Here is a 22,809-nt window from a genome sequence, read left to right as displayed (position 1 = left end):
GTCCCGGCGTGCTTCAGTTTGAAGCGGCGACCGATTTTCCGTACCCCGGAGGTTGACGATGGTCCAGCCGGTGCCCGCCGACGAGGCGGCCGAGAACGCCCCCGTCCAGCCGGAGACCGCCGTAGTTCCGGACGCACCCGGAGGACCGCACTCCCTGGGCGCGCAGCGGATGCCGGCCTCCTGGCCGCCGCACGGGGCCCCGGCCGGCCCGGCCGAGCCCGAGGAGGGCACGCCGGCTGACGAGGCCGAGCTCTCGCGGGCCGTGGTCGCCCTGACCGGTGACGACGTCCCCGCCCAGGACCGCCGACGGCTGCTCGGCCGGCTCGTCCGGCTCGAGATCGGCGAGCGCGGCGTGCGTGACCTGTTCCGGCCGAAGCATGCGATCGGCTGGGTCACCGACTCCGTGACCCGGGTCGCACCGCACATCCCGGTGCGCGACCTGGACACCCTCCGGGCGCACTACCCCGGCCTGGACCGCGACCGGCTGGCCGAGCGGCTCATCCGCAACGCCTCGCGGGTCACGGCCGGCATCGGTGCGGCCGGCGGCGGCGTGGCCGCGGTCGAGTGGGCGGTGACGCCGAGCCTGCTGTCGGCCCCGGTGCTGCTGGCCGCCGAGACCGTGGCGGTGGTCGCGGTCGAGATGAAGCTCATCGGCGAGCTGCACGCGGTCTATGGCCGTGCGATCCCCGGCTCCGGCGCCCACCGGGCGGTCGCGCTCGTCCAGGCCTGGGCCGAGCGGCGCGGCATCAACCCGCTGAAGGTCGGCGGGAGCTTGGCCGCCGCGATGGGCACGGCCCTGCGCAAGGAGCTGCGGGACCGGCTGCTGCGGCGCTTCGGGCGCAACCTGAGCACGTTGGGGCCCTTCCTGACCGGCGCCGCGATCGGCGGCTTCCTCAACCGCCGGGCCACCCTCGCCCTGGGCGAGGAGATCCGCAAGGACCTGCTGTCCGGCGGCGGAGCCGGCACTCAGCGCGTGATCGAGGCCTGAGCGGCGCGCAGGGCCTCGGCCAGGGCCTCCGGCCGGCGGGAGCTGACCAGCCAGTACGGCGTGGGGTCGGCGGCGTCGCGCACCTCCAGCCGCACCGCCCCGCCGATCCAGGGCCGCTGCACCACGAACGCCTCCGGGTCGGCGTAGGGGCCCAGCAGGTCGCGCTTGTCGGCGGCGGTCAGCGGGGTCACCTCGCCGACGTACCGCAGCGGGATGTGCGCGTCGTCGACCCGCAGCTCGCCGTTGGACACCTCGATGCGGATGCGGCCGAGCAACCAGAGCCCGGCGACGGTCAGCGGCAGCAGCACCAGGTAGGCGATCCACGTGGCCGCGCCGGGTGCGCCCAGCTTGACCTCCGCGGCCAGCGCGCCGGCGACGGCGAGCGCGGGCAGCCACAGCCACCACGACAGGCGGAGACGCTCCTGGTACGGGTTCGGCTGGGCCATGTAGGCGAGGGTACGTGTTGGCCCGCCGGGGCGACCCGGCAGGATGGAGGCATGGGGATGGACGTGCTCGTGCGGCAGCTCGACCCTGGCCTGCCGTTACCGGCCTACGCGCACCCGGGCGACGCCGGCGCCGACCTGTACGCGGCGCAGGACGTGGAGATCCCTCCGGGTGAGCGGGCGCTGGTGCGCACCGGGATCGCGATCGCGCTGCCGGAGGGGTACGTCGGGCTGGTGCACCCGCGCAGCGGCCTCGCCGCGAAGATGGGGGTGACGGTGCTCAACGCGCCGGGCACCGTCGACGCGGGGTACCGGGGCGAAATCCTGGTGAACCTCATCAATCACGATCGAGTGATATCCGGAAAAATATCCCGTGGTGACCGAATTGCCCAGCTTGTGATCCAGCGCGTGGAGCGGGCACACTTCCACGTCGTCGAGGATCTTCCCGATACTGTGCGCGGGGCCGGGGGCCACGGGTCCACCGGCGGGCATGCCGGGCTCGTCCCGGCAGCAAACTTGGAGGCAGAGCAGTGATCTTCTCGCGCAAGGGCGGGAGCGGGCGGCACGCCAAGGCTGACCCGCGCGGCCAGGCCCGGGACGCGTTCGACGAGGACCTCGACGACCTCGACGCCGCAGCCGAGGAGGACGACGAGCCGCGCGGCGGCAAGTCCAGCCGGGCCGACGGTCCCTACGACATCACCGAGGCGCCGGAGGGCATCGCCCAGCTCGACCTCGGCTCGCTCAAGGTCCCCGCGGTCGACGGCGTCGAGGTGCGGGTCCAGGCCGACAACGACGGCAAGATCCAGCAGATCGTGCTGGTCTCCCAGGACAGCGCGCTGCAGCTGGGCGTGTTCGCCGCGCCGCGCAGCGAGGGCATCTGGGACGAGGTCCGCGCCGAGATCCGCAAGCAGCTGTTCAACGACGGCGTCGCGGCCGAGGAGGTGTCCGGCGACTACGGCATCGAGCTGCGGGCCCGGGTGCGCACCCCCGAGGGCCTGACCGACATCCGCTTCGTCGGCGTCGACGGGCCCCGCTGGCTGGTCCGCGCGGTGTTCCAGGGTCCGGCCGCGGCCGACCCGGCGACCGCCCCGGCGCTGCAGGAGTGCCTGCGCAACCTCGTCGTCGAGCGTGGCCACGAGGCGATGCCGGTGCGCGAGCCGCTGCCGCTGAACCTGCCCAAGGAAGTCACCGAGGCCGGGGCCGAGTCGGGCGATGGCGCCGGCGACGAGGCGGCCGAGGGCGCGAACGGGACGAACGGCGCGGATGGCGCCGACGCCCGGCGCAAGCCGTCGCCGCGCCCGCGTCGCAAGTAGTGACGAAACTGTCACAGCTGGCTCGATGCGCGCGTCCGTAAAGCGCGTACCGTCGTAGTGAGGGTGTCATGACGACCGGAGGGAAGGGTGGCACCGTCATTATGGCCACGGACAGTGAAGCGGTCAGCGACGAGGCCGGCCAACGCGGCCTGCGGAGGTTCCTGCGCCGGCTGACCGCGAGCGACTCCGAGCTCGACGCGGAGGAGCTGCAGCGCGACGCGAAGCAGTGTGGCAGCACCCCGGCGCTGGCCTGCCAGCGCGGCCAGGTGGTGCGGCTCAAGGGGCGGTTGCGCACGGTGGTGTACACGCCGCGCACCAACCTGCCGACCCTGGAGGCGGAGCTGTTCGACGGCAGCGACCTGGTCACCCTCGTGTGGCTGGGCCGCCGGCACATCGCCGGCATCGAGCCGGGTCGACCGATCACGGCGAAGGGGCGCTTGGCGGTCCGGGATGGCCGTAAGGTGCTCTACAACCCGTACTACGAGCTCGAAACCCCCCGATGAGGCCGGATGCAGCCAGGTAACAGGACCACGACCGAACACGGCAAGGGCGCGGACGAGGAGCAGCTCCCACCGTTCTCGGTGCAGATGGCCCAGCAACTCGGCGGCGTGCGTGGCCTGATCGAGTCCAGCGTCCCGATCACCCTGTTCATCGTGATCAACTTCCTGGGCAACCACTTCGGGTGGTGGTCGCTGCGCACGTCGCTCATCGTGGCCGTCGGCGCCGCGCTGTCCATGGGGATCTACCGGCTGACCCGCCGCGAGCCGATCCGGCACGCCCTCAACGGCGTCTTCGGCATCGCGATCGGCGCCTACCTGGCCTGGAAGAGCGGCGACGCCAAGGACGTGTACCTGCCGGGCATGCTGCTCACGGTCGGCTACGTGGTGGGCATGCTCGTCTCGGTGGCGATCGGGCGGCCGCTGGTCGGCTGGCTGTGGTCGGTGACCCTCGACGGTGGCACCACCCGCTGGTACGACAACCAGCGCCTGCGCCGGACCTTCATCTGGCTGACCGTGGTGTGGGCGGTCGTCTACGCGCTCAAGCTCGGCGTGCAGGTGATCCTCTACCAGGACAGCAGCGCCGGCTCCGACGACCTGCTCGGCATCGCGCGGCTGGCCCTGGGGTGGCCGCCCTATGCGCTGCTGGCCGCCCTGACCGTGTGGCAGGCCCGCCGCATCCTGCGCGACGAGCCTGCCTCGGCGCCGGCGTCCTCCGGGGCCGGGGAAGAGCCGGCCGCTTAACGGCTCTGGGCCGGCTCCGGTCCGCGTAACTGGCGACCGTTGCTCCCGCCGGCGCCTTATCGAGCCGGATCGGGCCATCCGGTCGGCCCTGGGGCGCCTCCCTGCCGGTTTCCGGGGTGCGTTGCCACGCCACGCTCAGCCCGGGCGGACCGGTTGCCCTGGGGCGTCGCTCTGCCTGTTCCGGGGTGCCAAGATCCATCGACATGTCGGATTTATACCCTGACAGGGTGTAAATCCGACACACGCGGTCCGGTGCTGCGCAGACGGGTCGAACCGGACTTTCCGCCCGTCGGGGTATAAGTCGGATAAGTCGTGGCGCGCCAGCGCCCGACTTATCCGTGCAAAAGCGGTCAGAAGACCTTGCCGCGGGCTCCTCGGAGCTGCTTGCCGTCCTCGTCGTTGTTGCCCAGCATCACGGCGCGGACCGCGTCCTCCATCTCCGACGTGACCACGAACACCAGCTCGTCGCCGGGCTCCAGCGGGTCGTCCGGGGTGGGGACCAGCACCCGTCGGCCGCGCAGGACGGCGACCAGGGCCGCGTCGTGCGGCAGGGGGACGTCGCGGACCGGGTGGCCGACGTACGGCGCGTTCTCCGGCAGCGTGATCTCGACCAGGTTGGCCTCGGACTGTCGGAAAGTCATCAGCCGGACCAGGTCGCCGACCGACACCGCCTCCTCGACCAGCGCCGCCATGAGTCGCGGCTTGCTCACCGAGACGTCGACGCCCCACTGCTCGTTGAACAGCCACTCGTTCTCGGCCCGGTTGATGCGGGCGACCACCCGCGGTACCGCGAACTCGGTCTTGGCGAGCAGGGACACCACCAGGTTGACCTTGTCGTCGCCGGTGGCCGCCACGACCACGTCGCACGAGGACAGGTCGGCCTCCTGCAGGCTCGACAGCTCGCAGGCGTCGGCGAGGATCCACTCCGCGGCGGGCACCCGCTCGGGGCGCACCATCCGCGGGACCCGCTCGATGAGCATCACCTGGTGGCCGTTGTCGACGAGCTCCTTGGCGATGGACCGGCCCACGTTGCCGGCCCCGGCGATCGCGATCCGCATGATCAGTGTCCCCCTTCGGGCGCCGAGCCGGTGACCTTTGTCACGGAGCCGGCCATCTCGTCGGTCAACAGCATGAACGCGAGGTCGCCGTCCTGGAAGACGGTGGACTCGGTCGGCAGCATCGCCAGGCCGAAGCGCATGAGGTAGGCCAGGCGGGCGCCGCTGCGCTGCTCGAGCTGGCCGACGGTGTGGCCGATCCAGTCCGGGTGCATGGGCACCTCGACGATGGACACGGTGCTGGTCGGGTCGCGCCAGACCTCGACGTTGCCCTCGGGGACCAGGTGGCGCAGCATCCGGTCGGCCGTCCAGCGCACCGTCGCCACGGTCGGAATGCCGAGACGCTCGTAGACCTCCGCGCGCTTCGGGTCGTAGATGCGGGCCACCACCCGGGTCACGCCGAAGGTCTCGCGGGCCACCCGGGCGGAGATGATGTTCGAGTTGTCGCCGGAGGAGACGGCGGCGAAGGCGTCCGCGCGCTCGATGCCGGCCTGCAGCAGGACCTCGCGGTCGTAACCGACGCCGTTCACCGTCGTGCCCTGGTAGTCCGAGCCGAGCCGGCGGAACGCATCGGCGTCCACGTCGACCACGGCGACCGTATGTCCGCGCTGCTCCAGACTCAGCGCGAGCGTGGAACCCACGCGCCCGCAGCCCATGATCACAACGTGCACGTCCCCGCCTCCGTGTCCTCGGCACTCAAACACGAGGATGTCATGCGCGGCCCAGACCGGTGCAACGGGAGGCGGCGCGGCCCGTACGCTTAGGCGTCGTGGCCAGTTCCACCTCCCTGATGAAGCGGCTGCTCCTGGGCCGGCCGTTCCGCTCGGACCGGCTCAAACACACTCTGCTGCCCAAGCGCATCGCGCTGCCGGTGTTCGCCTCCGACGCCCTGTCGTCGGTCGCCTACGCCCCCGACGAGGTCCTGCTGACGCTCTCCATCGCGGGTGCCTCGGCATTGACGATCTCGCCGTGGATCGGTTTGGCGGTCGCAGTGGTGATGCTCACAGTCGTCGCGAGCTATCGGCAGAACGTCCATGCGTACCCGTCCGGCGGCGGCGACTACGAGGTGGCGACGGTCAATCTCGGCCCGCGCTTCGGCGTGGCGGTGGCCAGCGCGCTGCTGGTCGACTACGTGCTGACCGTGGCCGTGTCGACCGCCTCCGGAGTGGCGAACCTCGGCTCGGTCGTGCCCTGGGTCGCCACGCACAAGGTGGCCATCTCCATCATTTCGATCGCCGTGCTCACCGCGATGAACCTGCGCGGCATCCGGGAGTCCGGGGCTGCGTTCGCGATCCCGACGTACGGCTTCATGATCGTCATGATCGGGATGGTCCTCACCGGCTTCTTCAAGATCTTCGTGCTGGGGCAGGATCTCAAGGCACCCAGCGCCGACCTGGTCATCCACGCCGAGCATACGAACATGACCGGCGCGGCCATGGCGTTCCTGCTGCTGCGGACGTTCTCGTCGGGCTGTGCGGCGCTGACCGGCGTCGAGGCCATCTCCAACGGGGTGCCGGCCTTCAAGGAGCCCAAGAGCAAGAACGCGGCGACCACGCTGCTGCTGCTCGGCACGATCTCGATCACCATGCTGCTCGGCATCATCCTGCTGGCCAACAAGACCGGGCTGAAGTTCGTCGAGGACCCCAGCCAGATCGTGAGCGGCCCGCACAACTACGTGCAGAAGACGGTGACCACCCAGCTGGGCCAGACCGTGTTCGGGGCGGGATCCATCCTGCTGTACGTCGTGGCGGTCATCACCGCCCTGATCCTGTTCCTGGCGGCCAACACGGCGTTCAACGGCTTCCCGGTGCTCGGCTCGATCCTGGCCCAGGACCGCTACCTGCCGCGCCAGCTGCACACCCGCGGCGACCGGCTGGCCTTCTCCAACGGGATCATCCTGCTGGCGCTGGCCGCCATGGTGCTCATCGTCGGCTTCAACGGCGAAGTGACGCGGCTCATCCAGCTGTACATCGTCGGCGTCTTCGTATCGTTCACGCTCTCCCAGGCCGGCATGATCCGCCACTGGAACCGCCTGCTGAGAACCGTCCGCGACAAGCAGGCCCGCCACCGGATGATCCAATCGCGCACCATCAACATGATCGGTCTCACGCTCACCGGCGCCGTGCTGATCGTGGTGCTCATCACCAAGTTCCTGCTCGGGGCGTACATCGCCATCATCGCGATGATCGTCATCTACTTCCTGATGGTCGGCATCAAGAAGCACTACGACACCGTGGCCCGCGAGCTGACGCCGAGCGAGGACCGGCCCGTGCTGCCGGCCCGCAACCACGCCGTCGTGCTGGTGAGCAAGGTGCACCGCCCGACCATGCGCGCGGTCGCCTACGCCCAGGCCACCCGGCCCGACAGCCTGACCGCGCTCACCGTCAACGTCGACGACCACGACACCCGGGCGCTGCAGGAGGAGTGGGAGCGGCGGGGCATCCCGGTGCCGCTGACCGTGGTCGAGAGCCCGTACCGCGAGATCAACCGCCCGATCCTCGACTTCGTGCGCACCAAGCGCCAGGACTCGCCGCGCGACGTCGTGACCGTGTTCATCCCGGAGTACGTGGTCGGCCGCTGGTGGGAGCACCTGCTGCACAACCAGAGCGCCCTGCGGCTGAAGGGGCGGCTGCTCTTCGAGCCCGGCGTGATGGTGACCAGCGTCCCGTGGCAGCTCAGCTCGATCGGCGACGTCGACATCGACCGGCTCGACGCGACCCTGAGCCGCGGCCCGAAGCGCGGCCCGCGCTCGGCCGCCAACCCCGAGTCATGACCGTCGCCGTCGGCGCCGACCTCGAGCTCGAGGTCGGCGCGGTCGCGCACGGCGGCATCTGCGTGGCCCGGCACGAGGGCCAGGTGGTGTTCGTGCGCCACGCCCTGCCCGGCGAGCGGGTCGTGGCCCGCATCACCGAGCGGGCCAAGGGCTTCCTGCGCGCCGACGCGATCGAGATCCTGCTGCCCTCGCCGGACCGGGTCATCCCGCCCTGCCCCTTCGCCGGCCCGGGCGCCTGCGGCGGCTGCGACTGGCAGCACGTCGCCTGGCCGGCCCAGCGCCGGCTGAAGGCCCAGGTCCTGCGCGAGCAGCTGACCCGGCTGGGCGGCATCGAGGATTTCGCCGGCATCGACGGCTTCTCGGACCTGTCGGCAGTGGTGGAAGCCCTGCCCGGCGGGCCGTTGTCCTGGCGCACGCGGGTGCAGTACACGGCCGGCCCCGACGGCCGCGCCGGCTTCCACCGCCACCGCTCCGCCGACATCGTGCCCGTCGACCGCTGCCGCATTGCCCATCCGGCGATCCAGTCCCTGCCCGTCCTGGACCGGCGCTGGCCCCCGGGCTCGGCCGTCGAGGCGGTGGCGAGTTCCACCGGCGACACGGCGGTGGTGGCCCGCGCGTCGCGCACCGGCCGCCCGACCGGCGCCGTCGAGCAGGTCCGCGAGTCCGTCGCCGGCCGCGAGTGGTCGCTGGACGCCACCGGCTTCTGGCAGGTGCACCCGCACGCCGTCGACGCCTTCACCGGCGCGGTCCTGCAGATGCTGCGCCCGGCCGCGGGGGAGCGGGCCTGGGACCTGTACGGCGGCGCCGGCGTCTTCGCCGCCGCCCTCGCCCCGCACTGCGGCCCGGTCACCGTGGTGGAGGCCGACGCCCGTGCGGTGGCGGCCGGCCGGCGGGCGCTGCGCGACCTGCGCAACGTCGCCTTCACCCGGGCGGACGTGGCCCAGGCGCTGGCCAACCCGCGGTGGCGCTCGGTCGACCTCGTGGTGCTGGACCCGCCCCGCTCCGGGGCCGGCCGCTCTGTGGTGGAGGCGATCGCGGCCCGCTCGCCCCGCGCGGTGGCCTACGTGGCCTGCGACCCGGCGGCGTTCGCGCGGGATGTGCGGACCTTCGCCGAGCACGGCTACGCGCTGACGGCGGTGCGGGCCTTCGACAGCTTCCCGATGACCCAGCACTTCGAGACCATCGGCCTGCTCTCGCCCACCGGCCTTCAGGCCCGGACCCGATAAGCCGCGCGCAGCTCGAAGCGTGTCATTGGGCCAGGGTGCGCCGGGGCGCGGGAGGCGGGCAGCCGAATTTCACCGTGCCGGTGCCCTGGCCGGGCGGCCGGTACCGGGCCGTGTGCGGGCCGTAGACTCCCCCTGTCGGAAAGGCTGGGTGAGTGCATGGCGACGCTGCGGGAGCGGCTGGCCGGCGGGGCGCCGCTGGTCGCGGTCAGCTTCGGCGACGACGACGCCGAAGGAGATGCGGCGCGGGCCCGCGCGCTCGGGGTCGACCTGGCCGAGCTGCGCATCGACTGGTACCGCAGCTATGCGCCCGGCGACGTGCGCCGCGCGGCCGCGGCGTTCCGGGCGGCCGGCCTGCCCACCCTGGCCACCATCCGGTCCAAGGCCGAGGGCGGCTACTGGCCGGGCGACGACGCCGAGCGGCTGGCGCTCTTCGAGGCGGTGATCCCGGAGGTCGACGCGGTCGACGTCGAGCTGTCCTCGGCGGGGATCCTGCCCGGCGTGGTGGCCGCGGCGCGGGCCGCCGACCGGCCGGTCATCGTGTCGTACCACGACTTCGAGGCCACCCCGGACGAGGCGGCGCTGCGGGCGACGGTCGAGGCGGCCGTGGCCGCGGGGGCCGACGTCGTCAAGATCAGCACGATGGCGCGCGGGCCGGAGGACCTTCGGGTGCTGGCCGGGCTGCTCCTGCGGTACGACTCCATGATCGTCATTGGCATGGGCGCCGAGGGGGCGGGGTCGCGCGTCTTCTTCCCGCTGCTCGGCTCCCGGATCACCTACTCGGCCATCGGCGGGCGGCCGGCCCCGGGCCAGCTGCCCTTCGCCGAGACGGTGCGGCTCCTGGAGACCTTCTCGCCCGGGTACGCCGCGCGGCGGGCCGCGGACGGCGACGCGTGAGCGGTCCGGAGCGGAGCGGAGGGGCCGCTCACCATGGGCTCAGTTTGTCGCGTCGGCGCCGGAGCGAAGCGGAGGCGGCGGCGTGAGCGGTCCGGAGCGGAGCGGAGGGGCCGCTCACCACATGGGCTCAGTTTGTCGCGTCGGCGCCGGAGCGGAGCGGAGGTGGCGGCGTGAGCGGGCCGGATGAGGACGAGCGGCCCCGCCGCGACCCGATGCGGGCGCTGCGGCGCACCATCGCCCAGACCGTCGTGGTGTTCACGATCCCGTTCGTCTTCGCCATCGGGCGGGCCGTGCTCGGGCTCGGCCGGCTCAAGGTGGACCGCAGCCCGGCCGCCTGGACCGTCTGGGGCATCGGGGTGGCGCTGATGGTGGCCGCGTCGGCGCTGGCGATCCAGATGCTGCGCGGGCGGGAGCCGGCCGCGACCGGCAAGGCGACCGTCTGGTGGGCCGCGGGGCTGTGGGCGGCCGGCCTGGTGCTCTCCATCGTCTACTCCAACATGGTGCCGGCGCCGACGCTGCGCTGAGTGGGCCCGGTCGATGGGGCCGGGCAGCGGGGCTGGCGGGTTGCTTCTATCTTCTGTGTCGGCCGCAGCGCGCGTCCGCGATACGGAGGAAACATGAGCCACCCCTGGACGAACCCCGGACCGGAGGAGCCGCCACCCCTGCGGCCCGAGGTGCCCGACGTGCCGCAGGGGGTGGCGTACGACCCCGCGCAGTCCTATGTGGTGTACCAGGCCGCGCCCGGCGCCGGCTTCGGGCCGCCGCCCCCGTACGACCCGATGGTCAGCCCCGACTACGCCGGCTGGTGGCGGCGCAGCACCCAGATCTTCAAGGCCGGGTGGAAGCCGCTCGTGCTGGTGCAGCTCGTCGGCCTCGTCGCGGGCCTGGCCGTGGCCATTCCCGAGGCCATCTGGGCCTACGGCGCCCTCAACGACTTCATCACCGACTTCAACGCCAACCAGCGGTCCGGCACGATCGACATGTCCGGCATGTGGAGCGGGATGTTGCGGGCCTTGGGCCTCGCCCTGCTCGCGATCATGGTGCAGGCCGTCGTCGCGGTCGCGGTGAATCATGTCGTGGTGTCGGTCGCCGCCGGCGTGCCGGTGCGGCTGGGGGCCGCCCTGGGCCTGGCCGGCCGGCGGTTCCTGCCGCTCATCGGCTGGCAGTTCCTGGCCGGCCTGATCATCGGCGTCGGGATCTGCGCCTGCTTACTGCCGGCGCTGTACTTCTGGGCGGTGTTCATGATCCTGCCGGCGGTCGTCGCCTTCGAGCGGGGCGGGTCGGCGATCTCCCGCTGCTTCCAGCTCTTCCACCGCGACTTCGGCAGCTCCCTCGCCCGGGTCGCGACCATCGCCGGCATCGCGATCCTGTCCGGCGTCGTGGCGTACGTCATCGGCACGATCGTCGAGGTGGCGTCCGGGAGCGCGACCCAGCCGACCACGGTGGGCGACGACGGCGCGCCGGTGTTCGCGACGGTGTCGATCTCCGTGGCGGTGGCCCGGCAGGTGCTGACCCTGCTGTTCAGCACGGCCACGCGGACGTTCACCGACGTGCTCGTGGTCACCGCCTACGCCGACATGCGCGGGCGCTACGAGCCGCTGGACACGGCCACCCTGGCCCGCGAGGCCGGCGTGCGCTGACCAACCGGGCGGTGCGGGTGCGGCTTGCCCCGTACCGCCCTTCGCCCCGAATCCTCGGCCACGCCCACGGGCGCCGCCGAGGACGGGTCGCTCACCCGCGGGGTGGGGTCGCGGGCTACGCCTGCAAGCACCGCGCCGGCCGCGTTCGGGCAGGACAGGGACGCCGCGATAGCTCGCCGTAGCGGTCGTGGAGGGGCGCGCGTAACACTGCGTCGCAGGTATGTGTGGAACCTGTCAAGATTCGTCCGGGCAAGGTACGTCACTGCGCGACCCCACTAGACTCGGCGCTCATGAGCGCAGAAGAGAACGAGGCCGCGTCCCTGCTGAGCACGGTCCAGGCCCCGGGTGATCTTCGTCGACTGACCGCCGCGCAGCTTGACGTGCTCGCCGCGGAGATCCGCGACTTCCTCATCGCGAAGGTCTCGCGCACCGGCGGCCATCTGGGTCCGAACCTCGGCGTCGTCGAGCTGACCCTCGCACTGCACCGCGTCTTCGACTCGCCGAAGGATCGGATCCTCTTCGACACCGGCCACCAGGCGTACGTGCACAAGATCGTCACCGGCCGCCAGGACGGCTTCGACCTCCTGCGCCGCCGCGGCGGGCTCACCGGCTACCCGAGCCAGGCCGAGAGCGAGCACGACATCATCGAGAACTCGCACGCCTCGACCGCGCTGTCGTATGCCGACGGCCTGTCCAAGGCCTTCGCGCTGCGCGGCGAGCCCCGTCACGTCGTGGCCGTCGTCGGCGACGGCGCGCTCACCGGCGGCATGTGCTGGGAGGCGCTGAACAACATCGCCGCCGCCAAGAACCCGCTGGTCATCGTCGTCAACGACAACGGCCGGTCCTACTCGCCGACCATCGGCGGCCTGGCCGACCACCTGTCCAACCTCCGCCTGAACCCCGGCTACGAGAAGGTCCTCGACCTGGTCAAGGACTCCCTCGGCCGGACCCCGCTGGTCGGCGCGCCCCTCTACGAGGTGCTGCACGCCGTCAAGAAGGGCATCAAGGACGCCGTCGCGCCCCAGGCGATGTTCGAGGACCTCGGCATCAAGTACGTCGGCCCGGTCGACGGCCACGACCGCGAGGCCGTCGAGTCCGCGCTGCGCAAGGCCAAGGGCTTCGGCGGCCCGGTGATCGTGCACGCGGTGACCCGCAAGGGCTTCGGCTACCGCCCCGCCATGGAGGACGAGGCCGACTGCCTGCACGGCCCGAGCAGCGCCTTCGACATCGAGACCGGCAAGCTGCTGGCCCCCGCCTCGGTCAAGTGGACCGGCGTCTTCGCCGACGAGCTCGTCGCCATCGCCGACGAGCGGGCCGACGTCGTCGGCATCACCGCCGCGATGGCCGAGCCGACCGGCATCGCCAAGCTCATGCGCAAGTATCCCGAGCGCGCCTACGACGTGGGCATCGCCGAGCAGCACGCCGCCACCTCGGCCGCGGGCCTGGCGATCGGCGGCCTGCACCCGGTCGTCGCCGTCTACGCCACGTTCCTCAACCGCGCCTTCGACCAGGTCCTGCTCGACGTGGCCATGCACAAGCTCCCGGTCACCTTCGTGCTCGACCGCGCCGGCATCACCGGCCCCGACGGCCCCTCGCACTACGGCATCTGGGACATGTCGGTGTTCGGCGTCGTGCCGGGCCTGCGCCTGGCCGCCCCGCGCGACGCCCAGACCGTCCGGGAGGAGCTGCGCGAGGCCATCGGCATCGAGGACGGCCCAACCATCCTGCGCTTCCCGACCGGCTCGGTCCCGGCCGACCTCCCGGCGCTGCGCCGCGTCGGCGGCGTGGACGGCTTCGGCGGCGTCGACGTGCTGGCCGAGGACGAGCGCAAGGACGTGCTGCTGGTGAGCGTCGGCGCCTTCGCCCACATGGCCGTGGAGGTCGCGGCGCGGCTGGCCGAGCAGGGCTACGGCGTGACCGTCGTCGACCCGCGCTGGGTCCGCCCGGTGCCCGTCGAGATCGTCGCCCTCGCCCGCGAGCACCGGCTCGTCGTCACCCTCGAGGACGGGGTGCGCACCGGCGGCGTGGGCGACGCGATCGCCAAGTCGCTGCGGGACGCCGACGTCTGGGTGCCGCTGCGGGACCTGGGGGTGGCGCAGGGATTTCACCCGCACGGGTCGCGCAACGAGATCCTCGCCGAGCTGGGGCTGACCGCGCAGGACGTGGCACGGCAGGTCACCGAGTGGGTGAGCCGGATCGAGGAGCCGGCGCCGCTGACGTCGGCCCCGCCCGTCCGGGCGCGTGCGCCGCGCCGCTGAGCCGGTTGCCAAGGGCCGCCGTCCCGCGACGGCGGCCCTTGCCGGCTCTCGCCCGGGCCGGGTGGGCGTAGCGCGCCGCTGAGTCTCGGCGCCCGACGTATCGACATACGGCTGTACGTGGGCACGCGGGAGTGTCGCGTGGGACTCTCTTCTGGCGAAGAGAGGGCACCGTGCCGGACGCGATCATCGAGCTCGACATCAGCGCGCCGTGGGAGCCGCCCGAGCCGCGGAAGCGCCCGTGGCGCCGGCGGTGGGTGGCGTTCGTCGCCGTGCTCGCCGTCATCGCGGGGCTGTGCGCCGGCAGCGGGACGCCGCCGGAGCTCGCGCCCGTGTACACCGCCGGCTTCCAGGTGCTGCAGGTCATGGCCGGCGGCGGGCGGTTCGTCCTGGCGCGCCTGCAGGCCGGGCAGAGCGCGATCGAGGCGCTCGACGCGCGCGGCGGGGCGCTGCTGTGGCGGTGGCCGGCGGGGCCCGGCGAGTCGATCATGGCGGTCACCGACCGGACCGTGGTGGTCCAGGCGGAGCGGACCGAGGACAACCTGGAGTACACCGGCGAGATCACGGCGCTGGATGCCACCAGCGGGCAGCCGCGCTGGACGCGGGCCAAGGCGCGCATCGACGGGCTGGCGCCGGGGCTGATCCTCGCCGAGGACATGGACCGGCCCGGGGGCGGCGAGCGGCGGGTCGCGCTCGACGAGGGCAGCGGGCGGGTGATCTGGTCGGCCGACGCGCCGCCCGGGGTGGTGACCAGCCTGGCGGCGGCCCGGCACGCGCAGGTGCGCCAGCTCAGCGAGCTCGACGGGGCCGGCGTGCTGCGGGTGCGGGACGTGCGCACGGGCGCGGTCGCCGCGACGTTCCGGCTGCAGTGGTCCGGCGCGGTGGGGCAGCACGCGGCGGGCGCGGCGGGGCAGGAGCTCGTGTGGCCGGCCGGGGCGGCGGGGACCGAGGTGTACGACCGGGCCTCCGGGCGCCGGCTGTGGGGCTGGCCGGGGCCGGGCGCCGGGTATCCCCGGCTCAATCCGTGCCTGCCCGGGCGGTACTGCGTCTTCGGCGCCGGCGGCACCGACGTGCTCGACGCCGGCACGGGGGAGCGGCGCTGGCGGGCCGGCGGGTACTCCGCCCTGCTCGGCGCCGACGACCGACAGATGATCATGTATCGCCAGGTGACAGACGAGTTCCGGCCCGACGACCTGGCGGCGTTCGACGCCTCAACCGGCGCGCTGCGCTGGCGGCGGACCGGCTGGCTGCTCGCCGTGGACGTCGCCGGTGCGCCGCCCTCGGCGGAGTACCTCGTCTGGCGGCCGGCGAGCGGCGCCGCGGCCGTCGTCGGCCGGCTCGATCCGCGGACCGGGCAGGTGCGCGCGATCGGGCGGGCCGAGAGGTTCTCCGGCAGCCCGCAGTGCGCGGCCACGGCCGATCGGGTGGCCTGCCTGGCGTTCGGCGTGGTGTACGTCTGGCGACTCCCGTGAAAGGGGGGCGCGGGGTGGGAACCGGGGGACGGGCGTGGGACTCTCTTCGGGCGGAAGGGGGGACCGTGCCGGACGCGATCATCGAGCTGGACATCGGCGCGCCGTGGGAGCCGCCCGGGCCGTCCCTCCGCGCCGCCCGGCGGATCCGGCGCCGCCTGCGGTGGCTCGCGGCCGTGGCCGTGCTCGCCCTGGCCGGCGGGTTGCTGAGCGCGGCCGGCCCGAGCCGGGGCCTCGATCCGCTGTACACGGTGGACTTCCAGGTGGTGCAGGTGCTGGCCGGTGGCGGGCGGTTCGTGCTGACGCGGTACCAGGCGGGCGGTCAGCCGGTCATCGAGACCCTCGCCGCGCGCGACGGGGCCGTGCTGTGGCACCGGGGCCAGGGGGCCGGCGAGGAGATCGTGGCCGTCACCGACCGGATCGTGCTGATCCAGGCCGAGCGGGCCGACGACGAGGCGTACGACGGACAGCTGACCGCCCTCGACGCGGCCACGGGGGCGGTGCGGTGGACGCGGGCCGCGACCCGGATCGTCGGGCTGGCCGGCGGGCTCGTGATTGCCGAGGACATCGCGTGGCCGACGGAGGGGCGGGGGTTCGACACCAGCTTCGGCTCGCCCGACGACGCCGGGGTCGCCCTGCCGCAGCTGCCGCACCACGAGCGGCACGTCGGGCTGGCCGAGGACAGCGGGCGGGCGGTGTGGACGGCCGACACCCCGCCGGGCGCGGTCCTCAGCGTCGCCAGGACCGACTATCGGCAGGTGAGCGGGCTCAGCGAGCTCGACGGCAACGGCGTGCTGCGGGTCCGGGACGTGGGCACCGGGGCGGTCGCGCGGACGTACCGCCTGCAGCTGTCCGGCCCGGTCGCGCGGCACGCGCAGGGGGCGGCCGGGCAGGAGATCGTGTGGCCGGCGGGGGCGGGCGGGGCCGACGTCTACGACCGGGCCACCGGGCGGCGGCTGTGGCACCGGGCGGGCACCAACGGTTACGACGATCCCTATCCGTGCCTGCCCGGGAGGTACTGCATCTTCGGCGACCGGCGCACCGACGTCCTGGACGCCGGGACCGGGGCCGCGCGGTGGCGGCTCGACGGGTACCTCGCGATGCTCGGCGCCGACGACCGGCACCTGCTCATGTACCGGCAGGTCGTCGACCAGTTCCGGCCCGACGACCTGGCCGCGTTCGCCGCGGGCGACGGCGCGACCCGCTGGCGGCGCACCGGCTGGCTGCTCAGCGGGCGGGAGGCCTTCGGGCTGCGCTCGCCCGGGTACTTCGTGTGGCGCCCGATCGACGACACCGCCGCGGTGATCGGCCGGCTCGACGCCGGCGACGGCACGGTCGACGTGGTCGGGCGGGCCGGCGAGTTCTACGGCAACCCGCAGTGCCTGGCCACCACCGGGCGGGTCGCCTGCCTCGCGATCGGGATGCTCTACGTCTGGCGGAACCCGTGATCGACCTCGGCGTCGTCGGGCCCTCCTGGGAGCCGCCGGACACCCCGCCGCCGCGCCGCCGGCCCGGGCGGCTCCGCGCCGTCGTGGTGGCGGCGGTGGCGGTGCTGGTCGCCGTACTGCCGGGAAAGGAATCGGCCGCGGACGGCCCGGCGCTGCGCATCGGCCCGGGCGAGCAGAGGGTGGCGCTGGCCGGTGGGTGGCTGTTCGTCACGCGGTACGCCGGGGAGGGCGCCCACACGCTCGAGGCGCGCCCGGGCGAGGGCCCGCCGCGCTGGACGGTGGAGCTCGCCGACGGTGAAAGCCTCGACTTCGCCGATGCGAGCGTCGTGGTCCTCGGCCTCACGTACCCCTTCACGCACGGCGGCATCACCGTCCGCGACGCGCACACCGGCGCCGAGCTGTGGCGGCGCGCGGGCGTCGTGGCGGTCGGCGCGGGCGGCGGCCGCCTGCTGCTGATGGACGCGAGCGTGCTGCAAGTGCGCGACGACGCCCCCGATCCCGATGGTGCGCCGCCGGTACCGCAGGAGAGCCGCCTCTTCGCCGTGGATCCACGCACCGGCGCGGAGGCGTGGACCCTCCTCGTACCGGCCGGCTCGGCGCCCTCGCTCGGCCGCGACCCGGACGACCCCTACCGCACCACGGCCCTCGGCGTCCTCGACCCCGATGGCGCGCTGCGCTTCTACGACCTGCGCACCGGCGCGGTGACCGGCGCCGCCCGGCTCGAGCGCACCGGCCCGGTCATGTACTTCGAGATCGGCGACTCGGGCCGCCGGCACGGCCAGGTGATGGTGAGCGAGGCCGACAGCAGCGCGGGCGTCTACGACCTGGCCTCCGGCCGCCGCGTCCTGCGGGCCGGCCCGCCAGCCCAGGGCATCCATTCCTGCGGCGCCGAGCACTGGTGCGTGAACGAGGGCCAAGGCGCCATCGCGTACGAGCCCGCCACGGGCCGCCCGGCCTGGCGCGTCGAATCCTCCGGGTTCACGGTCCTGGACCCCGTCACGGGCAGCACCCGCTGGCGGGCCGACGGCTACTTCCGCATCTCGGAGCTGGGCCCGGACGCCGTCGTCCTCGGCGCCATGGGCGACGACGACAACGTCGCCGGCTCGGGCGTGCGGGTCGCCGACGCGCGCACCGGGGCCGTGCGCCGCACCATCCCCGGCTGGCATTACCTGCAGTCCGTCGGCAACCGGCTCGTGGTGTGGCACCGCGCTGAGGGCTCGAAGCGCACGACGGTCGGTCTGCTGGACCCGGCGACGGGCGGGGTGCTGGTCCTCGGCTGGGCGGACACGTGGGCGGGGCGGCCGGAGTGCGTCACCGCTGGGGCCCTGATCGCCTGCGGCATCATGGGCGACATGACCCTGTGGCGCCTGCCGTCTTCGGGCCGATAGGCCGGACGCTGGCGCGCCACGACTTAGGGTGACCGTCAATGGGTTGGGGCGAAGGCGGCGGTCGGTGTGGCGGCGGAGTTTGCCGAACCCGTCGACCGCGTCGTCGGTCAGGCCCGGCCGGGCAGCACTCTTGAACCGTCAATCACTCAGTGTAGCGATGGACCTCGTGCCGGCGATCGCGGCCTGCGGCATGAGCGTGCACCATTTGACATTGTCGTTACCGTCCGGGGCGGTGATTCCGGGCGACCTAGGGGATAATAAATACATGGGGCAGCTGTCATTCTTCAGTCGCACGGAATTGGCTGCCATGCGCGACCGGACCAGGTCTCGGCGGTATTGTCCGGCAAGGGAGCAGTTCCGTCGGGAACATGAGCGGCATCGAGCGTGGGGCCTTGCTCGGAGGCATGCCGAGAAGCTACGCCGCATCCGTGGTGGCGTCCCGCCGGTGACCGCCGCCGACGATCGGCGGCCCGACCCGGCCCCCGCGCCGGTCCCGCCGACACTACCGCCCGAACAGGCCGAACACCCCGCCGACCAGGTCATCGCCGACCACACCGATCCCGCACCACCGGACCGCAAGGACGGCGCGGCAGAGTCCGGACGCGCCCGCGCGGGCCGTCGCACACCAACGCCACCGCCGCCGTCACACCGGCCCGCCAGTGCGGCAACGCTTCGCACAATCGGCCGCCATTCGCGCTCATCGGCAGCGTATCGCAGCCGGTTCTTGCATCTGCCACATCCGGCCGGCTGCCAATTCCGCCGAAGCCTGCGAAAGGTTGCGCATCATCCCAACGCGCCACCGGCGGAGCATTGCAGCGAATACGCACTCATCGGCAGTGCAGAGCGCCAAGCCACCGAACTGCCAGCCACTCGCCGTCACGATCACCTCCACGCTGGCCAGGGGCGGCGAGTGTTGGTTCTGCCGTCCCATCGGTAGTAGGTGCGGGCGATATTTCGCCCAAATCGCCCACAGGGTTGTCTCCGGGGGACGTGCGAGGGCTGCCTCAAGGGCGGCTCGCTCAGCACAATGGATGGGTGCTGCCGAGCGCGTCGCACGCCGACGGGGGCGTGATCGAGCTGGGGCTGATCCGCGACGCCCCCGCCATCGACGCCGACCGGGACCCGGCGGGGCTGCCCCGCGGGTGGGGGCTGCTGCTGGCGCTCGGGCTGGTGCTTTGCCTCGTGTCGGCCGCGCCGATGCCGCCGGCCCCGCGGGAGGTGGCCCGGCTGCCGTTGCGCAACGGCGCGTTCCACCTGGTCGGCGGGGTGCTGCTACTGCTGGAGAACGACCGCGCGCCCACGCCCGTCGACGCCTTCGACGGCGGTGGGGGCACGGCGATGTGGACGTACACGCCGGAGGGGCTGACCACGCTGTCGTACGCCGCCGCGGCGCAGGGCGTCGTGGTGCTCTGGCCCGACCTCTGCCGGTCCGGGGTGACCGGCACGACCGTGGCGCTGGACCTGCGGACCGGGCGGGAGCGGTGGCACGCCTCCGGGGTACCGGTGCGGACCGCCGGCTCGGTGCCCGGCACGGTGATCCTGCGCAGCCTCTGGTCGGACGGGTGCGAGGCGCTCGCGGCCAACGCGCCGATCGGCGGGGTGCTGCGCTGGCAGGCCCTCGACGCGGACGGGCGGGCGCTGTGGGAGGTGCCCGTCGACGCGGGGTCGCGGGTCGCGCTCGACTCGGCCGAGGACGGGGCGGCGTGGGCCGCGCTGGCCGACCGGCAGGGCGAGGTCAGCATCGCCGACTTCGCCACCGGGGCCCGCACGCGCGCCGGGTCGCTGCAGGTCGCGCCCGGCGACCTGATGCTGGCCGCCGGCGGGCTGCTGGTCCTGGTGAGCTTCGACGGGGCCGGGACGTCGGCGGCGCTGAGCGCGTACCGGCGCGGGGAGTACTCGGCGCCGGCCTGGCGCGCGCGGGTGCCCACCGGCCCGGCGTCCACGGGGAGCAGCCGCTTCGCGGTGCGCCCGTGCGGCCGGGCGCTGTGCGTGCTCGGCCGGCGCACCGTGGTGCTGGACCCGGCCGACGGCGCGGCGCTGTGGAGCACGGGCGGCCGCTCCGACCTGGCCGCGGTGCCGGGCGGGCTGCTGGCCGCCGCCGGGGCGCGACCGGTCGCGCTGCTGGACCCGTCCACCGGAGCGACGGTGGTGCGGCTCGGCGACTGGGAGCTGCTCGGCGTGGACGGGCCGGTCAGCGGTACGGCGGCAACAACCCCGGCAGCGACGGGCTCCCACGAGCCGGGCGCGAACGGGCGGCGGATGCTGCTGGGCACCGCCTCGGGCGACGGGACGCTGCTCGGGTTCCGGGCCGGGCCGGGCGTTGCCCCGCTGGTGACCGTCGACGCCCGGCTCGTCGGGTGCGAGCTGGACGGCGACCTCATCGCGTGCCGGACCTCGCAGGACGAGGTCGTCCTGCTGAGGCTGCCCGCCTGATCGCAGGAAGGTCCTGCCTGGCCGGCGGCGACTCGGTGCGCTTGTGGCGGTTGCCGGGCTGGCTACATTGGCTCACGGGAACTTCACGTCTCCTGCCGGAGACTGGCCCGGATCGGCTGGGGGTGAAAGGCGTGCGCGTGCTGGTGATCGAGGACGAGACCAATCTCGCCGACGCGATCGTCCGGGGGCTGCGCCGGCAGGGCATGGCGGTCGACGTCGCCTACGACGGCACGAGCGGACACGAGATGGCCATGATCACCCGGTACGACGTCGTGGTGCTCGACCGGGACCTGCCCGGCATCCACGGCGACGATATCTGCGCCGACCTGGTCGCCTCGGGCGCGCTGACCCGGGTGCTCATGCTGACCGCCAGCGGCAGCGTCGCCGACCGGGTCGAGGGCCTGCAGATCGGGGCCGACGACTACCTGCCCAAGCCCTTCGCCTTCGACGAGCTCGTCGCCCGCGTCCAGGCGCTGGGCCGCCGGGCCACGCCGGCCGCGCCGCCGGTGCTCACCATCGGCGACCTCGTGCTCGACCAGGCCAAGCGGGTGGCCACCCGCGCCGGGCAGCCGCTGGACCTCACCCGCAAGGAGTTCGGGCTGCTGGAGGAGCTGCTCAAGGCCCGCGGCGCCGTGGTCTCCAGCGAGGAGCTGCTGGAGCGGGTCTGGGACGCCAACGCCGACCCGTTCACCACCACCGTGCGGGTGACCATGATGACCCTGCGTAAGAAGCTCGGCGAGCCGGCGCTCATCGAGACCGTCGTCGGCGCCGGCTACCGGACCCGGCTACCGCAATGACCATTTACGACGCCCGCCGTACCGCGGTCTTCCGGCCCACCCTCCGGCTGCGGCTCACCCTCCTCAACGGCATCCTGCTCGTCGGCGCCGGCCTGGTGCTCGTCGTGCTGGCGTACCTGCTGGTCGACGGCGCGCTCAAGCCCGCCGACCAGCTCCAGCCGGGCACCCGCGTCGTGCTGGAGAACGGCTCCGAGATCGACGCGCAGACCTGGCAGGACGAGCTGGTCGACTCGGCCGAGTGGGAGCTGCTCACCCGGGGCAGCCTGGCCCTGCTGCTCATCGGAGCCGTCGGCGTGGCCGGCGCGTACGTGGTGGCCGGCCGGGCCCTGCGCCCCCTGCAGCGGGTCACCACCACCGCCCAGCGGCTCTCGGGCGAGTCCCTCGACGCCCGCATCAACTACGACGGCGCCGACGACGAGGTGTCGGAGCTGGCCAAGACCTTCGACGCGATGCTGGACCGGATCGCGTCGGGCTTCGAGACGCAGAAACGGTTCGTGGCCAACGCCTCGCACGAGCTGCGCACGCCGCTGGCGGTGATGCGGACCGAGGTCGACGTGACGATGGCCGATCCGGAGGCCGACGTCGAGGAGTACCGCAGAATGGCCACGGTCGTGCGCGACGCCTCGATGCGGGCCAATGCGCTGGTCGAGTCGCTGCTCCTGCTGGCCCGCACCGAGGCCCAGGCCGGCCGCCGGCTGGGCCGCAAGGTGAGCGCCGACCTCGCCACCGGGGTCACCGTCGCCCTGTCGGCGATGGGCAAGGAGGTGCAGCGGCTCAACCTCGACGTGAGCACCGACCTCTCGCCCGCGACCGTCGTCGGCGATCCGGGCCTCCTGGAACGCCTCGCGGGCAACCTCATCGAGAACGCGGTGCGGTACAACCACCTGGCCGGGCGCATCTGGGTGCGCACCGGCACCGACGACACCCTCGCCTGGCTCGTGGTCGGCAACACCGGCTTCGAGGTGGAGCCGACCGACCTGCCGGCGCTGTTCGAGCCGTTCCGGCGGGGCGGGCGGGAGCGGACGGGGGCGCGCGGCACCGGGCTGGGGCTGTCGATCGTCCGGGCGGTGTGTGAGGCGCACGGCGGCGGGGTCAGCGCGGTCGCCCTCGACGGCGGGGGCCTCGAGGTGACGGTGTCCCTTCCGGCGGCGGCGATCACGCCGGTGTTGAGCGGTACCGCTTCGGTGCGGCAGGCGGCTCGATAGCGCGGTCGGCGCGTCCTTCGAGATCGACGGCCACGAGGTGCGCATCGGGGCCGGCGTCGGCGTGTATTTGGCCGGGCCCGGCGAGCGGCCCGGCGCCGTCCTGCGCAACGCCGGCGAGGCGATGTACGCCGTCAAGCACGGGTCCGGCCGGCACCGCGCCTGACCGGCGCACCGTCAGGGCCGTCCGGACCGCCCCGCCCTGGACGAACTCGATCCGCAGCGCCGTCACGTGCACTGTCTA

21 protein-coding genes are annotated in these 22,809 nt (G+C 73.4%); 18 read left to right on the top strand and 3 right to left on the bottom strand.

The window, feature by feature from the left end; genetic code table 11:
* Window positions 1-58 precede the first annotated feature (58 nt).
* Window positions 59-988 carry a hypothetical protein gene (locus tag AB0M46_RS29760; RefSeq protein WP_363341259.1) on the top strand — a complete coding sequence of 310 codons (930 nt, stop codon included), beginning with the start codon at window positions 59-61 and terminating at the stop codon, window positions 986-988.
* On the opposite strand, the gene AB0M46_RS29755 is transcribed toward AB0M46_RS29760, so the two are convergent.
* Window positions 967-1,434 carry a DUF3093 domain-containing protein gene (locus AB0M46_RS29755; RefSeq protein WP_363341257.1) on the bottom strand — a complete coding sequence of 156 codons (468 nt, stop codon included), beginning with the start codon at window positions 1,432-1,434 and terminating at the stop codon, window positions 967-969. The two genes, AB0M46_RS29760 and AB0M46_RS29755, sit on opposite strands and share 22 nt — an antisense overlap.
* Window positions 1,435-1,491: 57 nt before the next feature.
* Between AB0M46_RS29755 and dut the strand changes: the two genes are divergently transcribed.
* The 4 genes from dut (at window position 1,492) to AB0M46_RS29735 (ending at window position 3,985) form a co-directional block, all read left to right on the top strand.
* A complete protein-coding gene (gene dut / locus AB0M46_RS29750; protein WP_363341255.1) occupies window positions 1,492-1,965 on the top strand; it encodes a dUTP diphosphatase in 474 nt (157 codons plus the stop codon).
* On the top strand, window positions 1,962-2,744 hold the full coding sequence (locus AB0M46_RS29745; RefSeq protein WP_363341253.1) for a DUF3710 domain-containing protein: 783 nt from the start codon (window positions 1,962-1,964) through the stop codon (window positions 2,742-2,744). Before dut ends, AB0M46_RS29745 begins: the two co-directional genes overlap by 4 nt.
* A gap of 101 nt (window positions 2,745-2,845) precedes the next feature.
* Window positions 2,846-3,247: an OB-fold nucleic acid binding domain-containing protein gene (locus AB0M46_RS29740; RefSeq protein ID WP_363341281.1), complete on the top strand. Its 402-nt coding sequence runs from the start codon at window positions 2,846-2,848 to the stop codon at window positions 3,245-3,247.
* Between the two features lie 6 nt (window positions 3,248-3,253).
* On the top strand, window positions 3,254-3,985 hold the full coding sequence (locus tag AB0M46_RS29735) for a DUF3159 domain-containing protein (protein WP_363341251.1): 732 nt from the start codon (window positions 3,254-3,256) through the stop codon (window positions 3,983-3,985).
* 350 nt (window positions 3,986-4,335) lie between these two features.
* Here the strand turns inward: AB0M46_RS29735 and AB0M46_RS29730 are convergent, their stop codons facing one another.
* A complete protein-coding gene (locus AB0M46_RS29730) occupies window positions 4,336-5,043 on the bottom strand; it encodes a TrkA family potassium uptake protein (protein ID WP_363341249.1) in 708 nt (235 codons plus the stop codon).
* Window positions 5,044-5,045: 2 nt separating this feature from the next.
* On the bottom strand, window positions 5,046-5,711 hold the full coding sequence (locus tag AB0M46_RS29725) for a TrkA family potassium uptake protein (protein ID WP_363341247.1): 666 nt from the start codon (window positions 5,709-5,711) through the stop codon (window positions 5,046-5,048).
* A gap of 98 nt (window positions 5,712-5,809) precedes the next feature.
* On the opposite strand from AB0M46_RS29725, the gene AB0M46_RS29720 reads away from it, so the two are divergent.
* From AB0M46_RS29720 to AB0M46_RS29660, 13 genes are all read left to right on the top strand, one after another.
* A complete protein-coding gene (locus AB0M46_RS29720) occupies window positions 5,810-7,813 on the top strand; it encodes an APC family permease (protein ID WP_363341245.1) in 2,004 nt (667 codons plus the stop codon).
* On the top strand, window positions 7,810-9,039 hold the full coding sequence (locus AB0M46_RS29715) for a TRAM domain-containing protein (protein WP_363341243.1): 1,230 nt from the start codon (window positions 7,810-7,812) through the stop codon (window positions 9,037-9,039). The genes AB0M46_RS29720 and AB0M46_RS29715 overlap by 4 nt, the downstream gene beginning before the upstream one ends.
* A gap of 156 nt (window positions 9,040-9,195) precedes the next feature.
* A complete protein-coding gene (locus AB0M46_RS29710) occupies window positions 9,196-9,933 on the top strand; it encodes a type I 3-dehydroquinate dehydratase (protein ID WP_363341241.1) in 738 nt (245 codons plus the stop codon).
* A 170-nt stretch (window positions 9,934-10,103) separates the two neighbouring features.
* Window positions 10,104-10,457, top strand: a complete 354-nt coding sequence (locus AB0M46_RS29705) for a hypothetical protein (protein ID WP_363341239.1) — start codon at window positions 10,104-10,106, stop codon at window positions 10,455-10,457.
* 93 nt (window positions 10,458-10,550) lie between these two features.
* Window positions 10,551-11,573, top strand: a complete 1,023-nt coding sequence (locus tag AB0M46_RS29700; RefSeq protein WP_363341237.1) for a hypothetical protein — start codon at window positions 10,551-10,553, stop codon at window positions 11,571-11,573.
* Window positions 11,574-11,863: 290 nt separating this feature from the next.
* On the top strand, window positions 11,864-13,831 hold the full coding sequence (dxs, locus tag AB0M46_RS29695; protein ID WP_363341235.1) for a 1-deoxy-D-xylulose-5-phosphate synthase: 1,968 nt from the start codon (window positions 11,864-11,866) through the stop codon (window positions 13,829-13,831).
* A gap of 170 nt (window positions 13,832-14,001) precedes the next feature.
* Window positions 14,002-15,300 carry a PQQ-binding-like beta-propeller repeat protein gene (locus AB0M46_RS29690; protein ID WP_363341233.1) on the top strand — a complete coding sequence of 433 codons (1,299 nt, stop codon included), beginning with the start codon at window positions 14,002-14,004 and terminating at the stop codon, window positions 15,298-15,300.
* 65 nt (window positions 15,301-15,365) lie between these two features.
* Entirely contained in the window at window positions 15,366-16,745 is a 1,380-nt protein-coding gene (locus tag AB0M46_RS29685) for a PQQ-binding-like beta-propeller repeat protein (protein WP_363341231.1), read from the top strand.
* Window positions 16,742-18,133, top strand: a complete 1,392-nt coding sequence (locus AB0M46_RS29680) for a PQQ-binding-like beta-propeller repeat protein (protein WP_363341229.1) — start codon at window positions 16,742-16,744, stop codon at window positions 18,131-18,133. The genes AB0M46_RS29685 and AB0M46_RS29680 overlap by 4 nt, the downstream gene beginning before the upstream one ends.
* A gap of 1,035 nt (window positions 18,134-19,168) precedes the next feature.
* Entirely contained in the window at window positions 19,169-20,566 is a 1,398-nt protein-coding gene (locus AB0M46_RS29675; protein ID WP_363341227.1) for a hypothetical protein, read from the top strand.
* A 131-nt stretch (window positions 20,567-20,697) separates the two neighbouring features.
* The gene (locus AB0M46_RS29670) at window positions 20,698-21,363 is read left to right on the top strand and encodes a response regulator transcription factor (RefSeq protein WP_363341225.1); all 666 of its coding nucleotides are present in this window, start codon (window positions 20,698-20,700) and stop codon (window positions 21,361-21,363) included.
* Window positions 21,360-22,568: a HAMP domain-containing sensor histidine kinase gene (locus AB0M46_RS29665; protein ID WP_363341223.1), complete on the top strand. Its 1,209-nt coding sequence runs from the start codon at window positions 21,360-21,362 to the stop codon at window positions 22,566-22,568. The genes AB0M46_RS29670 and AB0M46_RS29665 overlap by 4 nt, the downstream gene beginning before the upstream one ends.
* 37 nt (window positions 22,569-22,605) lie before the next feature.
* Window positions 22,606-22,731: a hypothetical protein gene (locus tag AB0M46_RS29660; protein WP_363341221.1), complete on the top strand. Its 126-nt coding sequence runs from the start codon at window positions 22,606-22,608 to the stop codon at window positions 22,729-22,731.
* The last annotated feature ends 78 nt before the right edge of the window (window positions 22,732-22,809 follow it).

Source organism: Dactylosporangium sp. NPDC051485 (genome assembly GCF_040682015.1).
Lineage (GTDB): Bacteria > Actinomycetota > Actinomycetes > Mycobacteriales > Micromonosporaceae > Dactylosporangium.
The sequence above is the reverse complement of the archived record's forward strand: the minus strand, read 5'-3'. Positions and strand labels throughout refer to the sequence as shown.